This window comes from Nocardiopsis nanhaiensis (genome assembly GCF_054778635.1).
This window is the reverse complement of the sequence record NZ_BAAGZJ010000056.1, coordinates 37,188-49,094: the sequence shown is the minus strand read 5'-3', so window position 1 is coordinate 49,094 and position 11,907 is coordinate 37,188. Positions and strand designations below refer to the sequence as shown.

Annotated in this window: 8 protein-coding genes; 5 read left to right on the top strand and 3 right to left on the bottom strand. The window is 66.8% G+C overall.

Annotated features, from left to right (window positions below):
- Positions 1–574: 574 nt before the first annotated feature.
- The 3 genes from ACYVD1_RS23520 (at position 575) to ACYVD1_RS23510 (ending at position 4,007) form a co-directional block, all read left to right on the top strand.
- Positions 575–2,005 carry an HNH endonuclease signature motif containing protein gene (locus tag ACYVD1_RS23520; protein WP_460776653.1) on the top strand — a complete coding sequence of 477 codons (1,431 nt, stop codon included), beginning with the start codon at positions 575–577 and terminating at the stop codon, positions 2,003–2,005.
- Between the two features lie 894 nt (positions 2,006–2,899).
- Positions 2,900–3,565 carry a VOC family protein gene (locus ACYVD1_RS23515; protein ID WP_460776652.1) on the top strand — a complete coding sequence of 222 codons (666 nt, stop codon included), beginning with the start codon at positions 2,900–2,902 and terminating at the stop codon, positions 3,563–3,565.
- Between the two features lie 43 nt (positions 3,566–3,608).
- Positions 3,609–4,007: a VanZ family protein gene (locus ACYVD1_RS23510; RefSeq protein ID WP_460776651.1), complete on the top strand. Its 399-nt coding sequence runs from the start codon at positions 3,609–3,611 to the stop codon at positions 4,005–4,007.
- A 72-nt stretch (positions 4,008–4,079) separates the two neighbouring features.
- Here ACYVD1_RS23510 and ACYVD1_RS23505 read toward each other — a convergent pair whose 3' ends face one another.
- From ACYVD1_RS23505 to ACYVD1_RS23495, 3 genes are all read right to left on the bottom strand, one after another.
- Positions 4,080–6,362: a serine/threonine-protein kinase gene (locus ACYVD1_RS23505; RefSeq protein ID WP_460776650.1), complete on the bottom strand. Its 2,283-nt coding sequence runs from the start codon at positions 6,360–6,362 to the stop codon at positions 4,080–4,082.
- An 879-nt stretch (positions 6,363–7,241) separates the two neighbouring features.
- Positions 7,242–8,924, bottom strand: coding sequence for a hypothetical protein (locus ACYVD1_RS23500; protein ID WP_460776649.1), 1,683 nt, complete (start codon positions 8,922–8,924; stop codon positions 7,242–7,244).
- A 1,023-nt stretch (positions 8,925–9,947) separates the two neighbouring features.
- Positions 9,948–10,493, bottom strand: a complete 546-nt coding sequence (locus ACYVD1_RS23495) for an ATP-binding protein (protein WP_460776648.1) — start codon at positions 10,491–10,493, stop codon at positions 9,948–9,950.
- A gap of 231 nt (positions 10,494–10,724) precedes the next feature.
- Here ACYVD1_RS23495 and ACYVD1_RS23490 point away from each other — a divergent pair, with 231 nt between their 5' ends.
- Complete coding sequence (locus ACYVD1_RS23490; RefSeq protein ID WP_460776647.1) at positions 10,725–11,597, top strand: helix-turn-helix domain-containing protein; 873 nt, start codon at positions 10,725–10,727, stop codon at positions 11,595–11,597.
- Entirely contained in the window at positions 11,594–11,839 is a 246-nt protein-coding gene (locus ACYVD1_RS23485) for a DUF397 domain-containing protein (protein WP_460776646.1), read from the top strand. The genes ACYVD1_RS23490 and ACYVD1_RS23485 overlap by 4 nt, the downstream gene beginning before the upstream one ends.
- The last annotated feature ends 68 nt before the right edge of the window (positions 11,840–11,907 follow it).

Below are 11,907 nucleotides of genomic sequence, written 5' to 3'. Positions count from 1 at the left end.
TCTCCGCTGCGCGCCTCAAGGTCGTCGCCATCGAGCGCTTCGCGCGTCAACGGCGCTCCACCTTGACCCGCTCCGCTACGACGGCGGGTTGGCGGCTATCGGGAAAGGGGGAAGGGTGGTCGAGGTCTGAGCGGGAAAATCTCGGGCTCCGCCCGATAACTGCGTCGGCCTGGCGGCCGATGCCTGCCCCTGCGCCGGAGCGTTGACGCCTGGCGGTGTCGCGGCCGGTCAATCACCCATGCGAACCCCGAACAGCGCGGCCTTCGGCCGGGTGGGTCCCTGCGCCGGAGTCGACCGGTTGCGGGTGTCGCGGCCGGTCAATGTTCGCGGCGAAAACCCCGATGATCTTGCTCCTGTCTCCACCCTCGGCCGTCGAGAATGGCGACAGGAGCAAGATCATTCCCATGCTGGAACACATTTGTCCGCTTTGTCTAAGAATGCACACGAGGGATGGGGGCTCCTTTTCTGGTGGCTTCTTTCCGGGGAATGGGAAAGGCGGGTCTGGGTGGCCTGGTAAGGGTGTTATCACCTCCGGGATGGGTCCTTTCTGTTCCTTTTTTGATATCCTGGTGGTATGACTTCTTCTTTCGGGCAGTGCGGGAATGCGGCGGGAAACACCCCCGCCGTGGCCGCCATGGGTGCTGCCCGGGGAAAGATCACCGTGGAGATGGCGGAGGTGCCCCCGACCGGTGCGGCTGGCCAGGTCCTGGATGTGATTTCTCAGGTGTTCGAGGACTTCGACCGGGCCCAGCTTGCGATGCTGCTGCGTCTGGCGCAGCTGGAGGCGGCCGGGACCCTGTTGGAGGCGGGTGGGCAGCGGTCGGTGCAGAACTGGCTGATCCACTCGGTGGGGATGGCCCCCGTTGAGGCCAACGGGCGCGCCGAGCTGGCCCGCAGGCTCTTTGCCCAGGAGTTGCCCGCCACCCGCGAAGGCCTGGACTCCGGGTTGTTGTCGATCGGGGAGGCGGTGGCGGTGTGCAAGGCCGCTGATAAGGCGGTGGGGGCGCGCAACACTGGCCGCTACCCGGATGCTGGCCTCTTCCGGCGGATGGTGGAGGCCGGGATTTTGGCTTCCAAGGCCAGGGAGCCGGCGATGTCGAGCTCCGACATCGCCCGGCTGGGTAGGGAGCTGCTGGCCCAGTACAACCCGGCGGTGGTGGAGGAGCAGTACCAGGCCGCCTTCGACGCCCGTGGTGCGCGTTTGGTGCGGACCTTTGATGGCACTCACCTGTTCGAGGCCTGGGGTCCGGGTGAGCACGCCGAGGAGCTTAGGTGTGTGCTTAAGGCCCACGAGTCGGAGTATGACCCCGAGAGGCTGCACGTGTCGTCCTCGGAGCGGATGTATGACGCGTTCATGAACCTGGTCCGGTCCGCGACCAACCCCACCGGCCCCACCGACTCCAGCGAGGGCGCTGAGGGTGCCCGGGGCGGGGACGGCAAGCGCGGCAAGGGCGGTCAGGGTCGCAAGCGTGCTGCGGTGGCGATGATCAACATCATGGTGCCCCTGCCCACCTTCCTCGGCCTCCAGAACCAGACCGAGGGTGCGGGTCCGGCGGTGACGCAGGATGGGCAGGTGGTCTCCATGGCCGCGATCCGTGCCCTGGCCCCCAACAGTGTGCTGCGCCGGATGATCACCTCCCCCAAGGGTGACCGGGTGCTGGACGTGGGCCGTACCCAGCGCGATGCCACGGGTGCTCTGCGGGATGCGGGGATGTTCGGTCACACCACCTGTGCCTGGTACCAGGGCTGCAACTTCCCGGCCAGTGGGTCGGAGGCCGACCACAAGCAGAGCTTCTCGGCCGGTGGGTCCACCAGTGCGGACAACATTCAGCCGCTGTGCTCGGACCACAACCGGCTCAAGTACCGGAGGGAGACCAACCCGGAGGCCTCCATCTGGCAGGGTCGTCCCTCCCACCGCAACCGCAGCAACAAGGGGGAGGACCCGGGCGGGGACCCGGAGCCAGCCCAACCCCCTTCCTGGAGTCACGGTCACCCTCGTTTTTGACTCCAACTGGGGGGTTCACCACACACCGGTACCACTCGAGACCGCTCCGGTGTTTCGCGCTGCCCACAGTGACCGGCCGCGACACCCTCAACCGGTGTGCTCCGGCGCAGGGGCCCACCCGGCCGCAGGCCGCGCTGTTCGGGGTTCGAGGTTCGGCTTTCGCAGCTCAGATTGACCGGCCGTGACACCGCCAGGCGTCAACGCTCCGGCGCAGGGGCAGGCATCGGCCCCCAGGCCGAGGGGTCGGGCGAAGCCCGAGGGGTTCGGCCGAAGGCCGTGTTGGTCCCGCTCGGACCTCGACCACGCGTCCCCCTTTCCCGATAGCCGCCAACCCGCCGTCGCAGCGGAGCGGGTCAAGGTGGAGCGCCTGCGATAGCGCGCCAGCGCTTCGACGGCGACGACCTTGAGGCGCGCAGCGGAGACGGCCACAATCGGGCGGCGGGAAAGGAGGGAACCCCAGCCAACAGAGGCCACTCAAATCCCACCGTGGCATCCCAGTCATCCGCTGTTCCTTTCGGCCAGGAATCCACTGTTGACCTCAACTAGAGTTGAGGTTCTACGGTGAAGTCAACCCCTCCGGACCAGCACAGGAACGAAGAGTAAGAACCGATAGTGAGTGCATGAGATAAACATGGAGACAGATCCGTAGAACTCATCTCACACCGGCCGCCACGCCGGAAAGAATCACCAAAATCTCACCCCGACATCGAAAACTCCCCACCGGCACAAACACGCCTGCACCACTGAGATCGAAAGCATTCTCATTGAACCGTCCAAGACCAGGATGAAATTCGCACGGTAACCCGCCGGGAACCCACCAGGAACCCGCGGCATATTCGATCACAGCGCGCAAGAACCACGGTCGCGATAGATACAACCAGGCAAGGAGAAGGCATGCTGCTGACCCACGTCACTGTCGGGACAACCGATATGGACGCACTGGAGCGTTTCCACCGAGACACACTGCTGCTACCGGTGGACCGGATCAGCAACACCACCGTCGAAGTGCAGGTCGGTACCGGCACCGTGCGCTACGAACAGCGGCCCCAGTTCGCGGGCGCCCATCACCTGGCCTTCTCGATCGCCCCTGAGGACTTCGATCAGGCCCACGCATTCCTGGCCGACCGGGTGGATATATCACCTTCCAACGGCTCAAGCGTGGTCTACTCCGCGTCGTTGGACAGCCGCTCGGTCTATTTCAACGCTCCTGAAGGGCTGATCCTGGAGTACATCGCCCATGAAAGCCACCGCGGACACGGAGGCATCGGGGGGCCACCAGCACCCTTGGGCATAGCAGAGGTCGGTATCGGGGTCGCCGATGTCGCAGCCGCTGTCGGTGAACTCAATAGCCGGGGACTTGCTTCCTTCGCGCCCCCGGAAAAGGCCTTCGCCACTGTCGGGACTATCGATAACCGCCTTGTCATCGTTGACCGAGACCGTTTTTGGTTCCCCGAGATGCGTAATCACCCGGCCACCGATACTTCGACCATCTCCATTAAATCTGAAGGGGCGGTTACCGGAAGAATGAGCCTGGACCGTGCGGAGCTCATCATTACCTGATCGGGCAGCAGGCGAGGTAGTCCATTCACCGGTCACCAAAGCGTTGGTCGAGGAGGAACTTGAACTACAGGAAGACCTCGCCGCTCAGGTAGAGGACGAGGGGCCGTGGGGCCACAGCTACGGGCTGGCTCTTCAGGAGCGGGCCCTCAACGCCCTGTTGTTCGTGCCGGTCGGGATCGCGGCATTCTTCGCTTTCAGCTCTTGGTCCGCCCGGATCTTCTTCGGTCCGGTTCTGTCGCTGACCGTCGAAACCACCCAGTGGGCGTTGGCCGCGGACAGGATGGCGGACACCGGGGACTTGCTCGTCAACAGCGCGGGGTCATGGGTCGGCACTCTGCTCGCCTTGGTCGCCGTCGCCATGACGAGCCGATGGGGACGCCGAGAACCGGTATCCCCAAGCGTCAGCGACGACCACCGACCCCGGCATCCGGACCGCAGCTGAATCCATCGCCACCGTTCACTAGGCTCTCGCGGCCCCTTCGGCTCAGAATCACGACGCAACGGCGGTCGGCAATCACCCTGGAAAGTCCGAGAGCTGGCTGCCGACCCGCTCCACCGTCTCCTCCGGGCCCAGGTCGCCCGTCGAACCCCCGGTCGGTGCCTCGCGCTCCTCGGGGAGCTCCGCCAAGCGCTGGCGCGCGAGCCTCAGGCTGCGCTCGTGGTCGCGGACCAGGGCCACACCGATCCCGCCGAACAGCACCCCCGCGACCCCCAGCACCACCGTGAGCAGCGCCAGGTCGTCCCAGTAGAGGACCCCGAAGACGACCGCCAGGACCGCCAGCAGCCCGGCGACCCCGTAGGCCGTCCACGCCAGCAGCTTGGGGTCGCGCTGCTCCAACTGCTCCAGCTTCTTGCTGAGCCGCTCGCGTTCGGCCTCCACCTGCTCGGTCTCCGGCTGGTCGTCCACGTACCGGTCGAGTTCGGCCAACCGCACGGCGAGCTCCCGGAAGTCGCCCGCGTAGGCGCGGACGGCGACCGCGGCCGGCCAGGGCTCCCCGGCGTCCAGGACGACCCTGCGCACCTGCTCCCGCACCCGGTCCTCTGCGACCCCTTCGGCCGCCCAGTCGGCGCGCTCCGCCGCCGCTTCCGTGTCGGTCCGCTCCCCCGCCCCTGCCAGGGCATGGGTGGCGAGGGTGTGCACCATGTCCCCCTTGGTGTCCGGAGAGATCTCGCTGGGCACGATGCCGAGGTCCCGGCCGATCTGCCCCAGCCATGCCTCGCACTTGCGCAGGTACTCGAACATCACCGCGGTCTGGCGGGCGACCCGCATGTAGTGTCCGCAGCCCTGCCCCGGGCGGCAGTCGTGGTCGCTCTGGACGCAGTCGTGTCGGCTGAACGGCTCCAGCAGATTCCGCTTGGTCACCAGGTGGACGAGCCGCTGGTGCTCCTTGCCCCGGTACGGCCAGGCCCGCCCGGCGCGGGTACCGAAGAGCGCACCCCACGACAGGTCGAGGTCGCGGAAGAGCGGCGGGAGCTCCGGCCGGAGTTCCGCGATGAGCTGGGCCGCCTGCACGTCCGCGCCGCCCCAGTCCTCGGGCAGCTGCTCCACGATCCGCCGCGCCTGCTCCTCTTCCTCCGGCAGCCAGCGCAGCAGGTCCTGGCGCAGGGGCGCGTTCCGCAGGAGGGCGTGCGCCTTCTCCCAGTCGCGCTGGATCCCCTTGGCGAGCGCGTTGGCATTGGAGTAGGACTCACCGCCGATCAGGAAGAGCTCGTCCCGGTCGGTCGGCGTGTGGGCGAACGTGGGCAGGCCGGACAGGTCGATGGGGCCGCTGCCCTGCCCGACCCGCACCCCCATCGCCAGCAGGTCCGTCTTGGCGTCGGCCCCGTCCGGCCACGTGCCGTAGGGACCGGCTCCCGTGCCGTCAGGGCCACCGGTACTCGCCGTAATAACGGTGCCGCCCAGGCCGTCCAACCCGTCCACGGTCCCGGAGTCGCCGGAGATCCCCTGACCGGCGATGCCCTGGCCGGAGATCCCCCGCACCGCTCCCTCATGACCCGGTTCCTCGACCCCGAGCAGCGAAGCCAGGAGCTGGTTCGCGCTCGGCCGCACCTCCGGGTCCTTGTACAGGCACCAGCGCACGATCGCCCCGAGGCTGTCGGGCAGCCCGCTCAGGTCCGGCTTCTCGAACAGAACCTTCCGCAGGGTCACCGCGAGGTTCTCCCCCGCGAAGGCGTCGCGGCCGGTACCGGCGAAGGCGATCACCGAGCCCCACGCGAACACGTCGATGGCGGGGCTGACCTGGGTGCCGAGGAACTGTTCGGGCGCCATGTACTTGGGGGTGCCGAGCAGCGCGCTCGCGGACGCGGGGCTGTTCTCCAGGGCGCGGGCGATCCCGAAGTCGATCACCCGGATGCCGTCGGGGGTGACCATGATGTTGGAGGGCGTGAAGTCGCGGTGCACCACTCCCGAGGCGTGGATGGCGGTGAGCGCCGTCGCCGTGGAGACCGCGGTCCGGTAGAGGTCGCCCTCGGACCGGGGTCCGCCGTCGGGCCCGGGATCCTGCACGGTCTGCCGCAGGGTCGGGCCCTCGACGTACTCGGTCACCACCCAGGGCGGGCTGCCTTCGGGGTCGGCGTCGAGGACCCGTGCGATGCAGAACTCGGAGACCTTCATGCTGTTCTCGACCTCGGCCCGGAACCGCGCCCGGAACTGGGGGCTGTCGGCGTAGTGGTGGTGCAGCACCTTGACCGCGCCGAGCGCACCGTCGGCGCCGCGCCCCAGGTAGACCGTCCCGAACCCTCCCCTGCCGATGACTTCCAGGAGCTCGTATCCGCCGAGTTCGTCGCCGATCTTCACGTGTGACCTCTCCAAGCCGGGGGATGGGCGCGCCCCTCGCTCTCTCGGGCGGCCCCGCATGGTGTGATGCGTGCCAAAGGCACATTGTGCTACGGACTACCCGGTCCCATGGCTGAATCCCAACCCGTAATCCTGCCCGGAACCGGCCATTTCAGTCAGGCTGCTTCAATCAGGCTGCTTCAGTCAGATTGCGCGCCGCTCTCCGGTCCGGACATCCCCGCCCGGTTTCGCTCACCGGCAGTGCTCGGACGGGAACCCCGTGCTGACGGGAGGGGTCGGGTGCGGAGTCCGGGCGCGTCCAGGGGTGATGATTCGGTGTGCGACGGAGGGCGTGACCTCACTCCGCCGCACACCCCAGGGACCGGGTGTCTCCCCTCATGGACACCCCGACCCGGACCAGGGCACCTCACCGGATCGCCGGGGCCACGGAACCAGCAGAAAACGGGCCCTCCCCAGTGGCCCTTTTCTGCCCCGTCGTTCCGCTTCGGCTTTCCGGCCATTCCGGCACAGCTTATGCCGGATTTGTGCGGGCGCCGTAACGAATGGATCGCGGATGGAGGGGAACGAATGGAACCGTTCCCCGCGAACCACCTACTAGGGCGGCCCGTATAAAACTTAACACCAATCGGGGTGGAACAGAATCCCCCGCCTGGCCTGACTCGGCCATTGCCCCCGAGGAGCTAGGGGGCATTCAACGCGATCCTCGCCAACCACCGCGTTCTCCCCGCGGCACAGGGCTTACTCCACCCAGACACCAAAGATCGGATCATCCCTACTCACAGCACGGCCTGATCTTCCCTGAGCCTTTGCGCAAGAACCCGTCACCCCACCACCGGAGGAAAGTCCGTGCCACTGGCAACCCGCACTTCACGGAGCGCCCTAATCGTCCCAGGCGGCGATCTCGTCGGGCTCCGGGACCTCCAACTCAACCCCCTCGTCCACACTCACGAAGGTGTACTCCGTGTACGTGTACGGCTGGTCCCTATGGAAATCCCCCCACATAGCGGTCGTCGGGTTGCCCATGGGCCAAGGCCTCTGCCACTCGTCGTAGTTCGTCTGCGACAAGGCCCAGGAGAAGCTGAGCGGCACGCCCTCGGGTGTGGTCACGAGCGTGTACGCCGTGGTGACCTCTCCCTCCAGACCTTCGTGGGTGATCTCCCCGTCGATCCGCACAGCCGTATCGACGGGATCCGCCTCGGGATGCTCGAACTCTGCCTCGGGGGCCGGGATGGGCACGAAGTCCGACTCGTCCTCGTCGGTGTTCTGCCCGGCATCGAGTATCCCGAAGAAGACTTCGAAGATGTGTTCCGTGGCGTGCGCGTCAGGGTTCGTCCTGTCGCCCGGAGCGGCCCCAACCCAACCGCCGTCCGGAGTCTCGTAGACGAGTTCGCCGTCCACGGACATCGTGACCGTGCTGCCGCCCAACCAGTTCATGTGCGACGCCCGGTACGCCGGCTCGCCCGGTCCGGCCAGGACGTGAGCGTAGTCGAAGGTGTAGGGGGCGTCCGGGTCGGCCGGTGCTTCCTGCCGCGGCTCCGGGCTCTCCGTCCCGAAGGAGTACATGAGCAGTTCGTAGTCGTCGGCCTCCATGACGCTCTCCTGCGCGGCCTCCAGGAGTTCGGGTGCGGTCAGCGGGTCCGGTTCCTCCGGCTCCTCCTCGGGTTCGGCGGCGACTTGGACCTCTTCCTCGTCACCGCCCAACCGGTCCAGGGCGAGATACCCGCCCCCGGCCACCACGGCCACGCCCAGGCAGCCGCCCACGATCATGCTGGTCATCTTGGCCCCGGCTCCCGCGGCCCCCACGGCGCCGGTACCGCCCGTGGCCATCGAAGCACCGCCGGTGCCGCCCGTACCCGCACCGCTGCCCGCGACCGCGCCCGTACCGGAACCACCGGCACCCGAACCCGCGAGACCCTCGGCCACCCGTGCCGCCCCGGTCCCGCCGAGGTCCGCACCGGACCCGCCGGGGTCGTGCACCGGGGCGGAGCCGGAGGCCGCGACGGCCGCCGCCGCACCCAGCCACCGCGAGGGCCGGTCCCAGCCGATGTCGATGCTCGGCCAGCGCTCCCCGAGCAGTTCCCGCAGTTCTCGCTGTCTGCCCGGTTCCCCAGGCTCCTCCCCCAGGGCCCGAACGCAGTCCTCGTAGGCGCTGACCGCCTCCGGCCGGTCTGCGGCACGCGTTGCCAGTGACCGCCGGACGAGGCCGCGAATCTCCTCCGGGATCGCGGACAGGTCGGCGGCAACCCCTTGCACCCGTCGCATGAGCTCGATCTCGCGCTTGAACCGGGTGTTGGCTCTGCTCTCCGAGCCGCCGGAGCCTGCGCTCTGGCTCTGGTCGCCGGGCGCCGGGTGGGCGACCTTCACCGCCACCCGCCCCAGTTCGGCGGAGACCCCCGCGTACACGGTGCCCATGCCGCCGCTGCCCAGTCGGCCGATGAGCGTGTAGTCACCGATCCGTCCGGGATCGCCGTTCTGGAGCGGGTGGACGTGCGGTGGGAGCTGTGCCGGGGAGGGGTAGCGGAGGTCGAAGCCATGGGGGATCGCTTTCGGCTGCCGGAGCACGCTGTTGCATCATCGTGCGCCGGGGTCGGCCATTTGGCCAGACCTCATCCCGAGAAATGAGACAACCGGTGATGTTCCGCTCCGGCCCGGTCGGCGGCAGCCAACGCCGCGAACGGGTTTGGGGCCGCCCACGGAATTTTGGCTACGCAGCTCAGCGGGTTTTCGCCGCCCCTTGACCCCCTCGCGGACCGTGGCCGCACCTGGCCAGCCAACCCGCGTTCCCCCGGGCCGCCGCCCGTCCGACAGCGGCCAAGCGGTCACCTAAGGGTCCAAACCACCAACAAAAGGTGGTCCAGATCCTTCGCTTCGAACAATCCTGCGGAGCTCATGACCCAGTACGAGTGCGTCTCCTCGCCGAACCAGACAATCAACTTCGGGAATTGGCGCTGAACGGCTGCGGACCGGTGGTGTTCTCGGGCATACTCAGAGCGTCGGCCACCGAGTCGGCGCAGGCTTTGGGCCCGAAGCCTGCGGCAACTGCGGTGTCCGCAGGATGTGCATGTCGTTCCATGCATTCGTCCGCTTTGGGGTGCCGTCGGGGGGTTCGCGCCACTTCCCCCCTCATCCCCGGACAGCGGTACAGAATGGTCCCGTGAAGCGATAGAGTACATCTGCAGGTCCCGCTTTCTCACGTTAGTCACACGAGGGTTGGTGGGGCGATCGGGAGTTGCGCTTCGATCGGAAATTCGGTTTACAATAGGGGGGATTTTCCGATGAAACCCACTCCCAGTCGGCCGGGCAGTGTTTAATTCGGGGGAATTCACGTTCTTTCCAGCACGTGAATACACTGCTCGACCATCCAGGGGCTTCCGAGTTCCTCCTGGCCTCTCCCTTCGCGCTGGCATGCTGGGGAGAGGTAGAGAAGAGGGGATCTGGGGGATCACGGGAGCCCCGCTTCTCAAAGGGGGGCGGACGGGCGGCGGCCTGCGGTAGGGGGCTGTGTCCGGGTCGTCGCCCGTCCTCTGGAGACCCCGGCCCGGTGTTACTCGCGCGAGTTGCACCGGGCCGGGGTTTTTTCTGTGCTCAGCCCCGGACGGTTTCCGCGACCGCCGGCGACCTGGCCCCCAGGTAGAACCAGACGTCCCGCGAGGCGTACCGGGCCCGCTCGCCCCACGCCTGGGAGTAGGCGTCGACGATCGCCAGCCCGCGGCCGGACTCCGCCTCCAGATCGAAGGCGCAGCCCGACACCTGGAGCGGCGCGGGGTCACGGTCGCCGTTGCCCCGGTCCCGGCAGATCAGCCGGAGCCCGTCCGCGTGCCGCTCGGTACGCAGGGAGTAGGTGGCCCCGGGCTGACTGGAGAGGCTGTGCCGGATCGCGTTGTTCGCGAGCTCGCTGCCCAGGAGGGTGAAGAGGTAGCGGAAGTCGGCGGGGTACTCGGCCGCACAGGTGTCCAGGTAGGCCCGGACCAGCGGCATCGCGTGCACGATCCCCGGGAAGTCGTACTTGCGCACCCGGTACTTGGGCCGCTCGGGCCGCCCGGAGAAGTAGTGCCGGTGGTGCGGTCGGATGAAGCTGATCAGCGGAACCGTGGCGTTCCCCAGGGGCGGGAACTGGACGTTCATGGACATAGCGAACACACTCCTTGGCATGACTGAGCGAAGGCACAGGTGAAAGGGGTGAAGCGAACGCCCGTTGGAAGATTCACGATTCACGCGACGCACGGAACGGGCAAGTCATAGCCTGACCAGCAGGAACCCTCGGTGACTCACTGCGTCCGGCTACATCTCCATAGTGAAGTTAACCGTTAAGATCGTCAAGCGGTTCTGGTTAACCGACATGATTTTTTCCGGAGTAGACTGATGGCCGTGCAGCAACACCCCCATAGCCCCACAATTCGCCGCCGCCGACTGTCCGCAGAACTGCGCCGCGCACGCGAAAAAGCCCAGCTCACCAGCCGTGGAGCCGCCAAGGAGCTGCGATGGTCATCGGCCAAGCTCAGCCTGATTGAGAATGCCGAGCTCCAGTCCGTGAAAACGGAAGATCTGGACAAAATGCTCGATCTATATCAAGTTGAAGATCAGGACAAACGCGAAGTCCTGCATCAACTTGCCCGCGATGCGAAAATCCGGGGCTGGTGGACCAAGTACAAGGACGTCTTCGAGAACGAGTCCCTCCCGGACTTCGAAGCCGAGGCATCCAACCTGAAAACTCACCAGACCCAGGTCATCCCTGGACTACTCCAGACACCCGACTACGCACTCGCCCTCTTCCAAGGCGGGAGGTTCACCGACCCGAACGAGGTTCAGCGCAGGGCAGATGCTCGCATGGGCCGCAGGGAAATCCTGACGAAGTTCGACCCTGTCTACTTGCGCGCCGTCATCGACGAGGCAGCCTTTCACCGCATGATCGGTGGCCCCGACGTAATGGTCCAGCAACTCAGATGCCTGCTGCACATGGCCCAGATGCCGCATATCGATGTACAAGTGCTCCCCTTCAACAAGGGAGCGCATGCAGGGATCACTGCCCCCTTCACCATCCTCGACTTCCCCAACCCCCTGGACCCCACCATCGTCTGTGTGGAGACCCTGATCGATGCCCTTTACCTTGAGGAACCTCACCAGGTCGAGCGGTACGGAGCTGTCTTCGGGGACGTTCAAGGATCGGCGATCAGCGCGGCAGAGTCCGCTGAGTACATCGCCGAACGGATCAAGATTCTGGAGAGCACCCAATGAGACAGATCGAGTTGAACTTCCGAAAGAGCAGCTACAGCGGTCAGGGCGTCGACTGCGTCGAGGTTGCCCCCATCCCCACTGACTTCCGCAAGAGCAGCTACAGCGGCCAAGACCAGAACTGCGTCGAGATCGGCTCCCTCCCCCAGGGGGCTGCGATCCGGGACTCGAAGCATCCCGACGCCGGGTTCCTGCCCTTCCCCTCCGCCGAGTGGTCGAGCTTCCTCGGTAGCGCGCGGGCCTGACCCTCCTCACGGGCCCCTTCCGCACCGCACACCCCACCCTCTCGCCCCCTCGCCAACCCCCACACAGA

Bases quoted from the DNA above. Each gene is read 5' to 3' on its own strand.
- ACYVD1_RS23485 (WP_460776646.1), top strand. From the start codon at position 11,594: ATGAGACAGATCGAGTTGAACTTCCGAAAGAGCAGCTACAGCGGTCAG.
- ACYVD1_RS23515 (WP_460776652.1), top strand. From the start codon at position 2,900: ATGCTGCTGACCCACGTCACTGTCGGGACAACCGATATGGACGCACTG.
- ACYVD1_RS23490 (WP_460776647.1), top strand. From the start codon at position 10,725: ATGGCCGTGCAGCAACACCCCCATAGCCCCACAATTCGCCGCCGCCGA.
- ACYVD1_RS23495 (WP_460776648.1), bottom strand. From the start codon at position 10,493: ATGTCCATGAACGTCCAGTTCCCGCCCCTGGGGAACGCCACGGTTCCG.
- ACYVD1_RS23520 (WP_460776653.1), top strand. From the start codon at position 575: ATGACTTCTTCTTTCGGGCAGTGCGGGAATGCGGCGGGAAACACCCCC.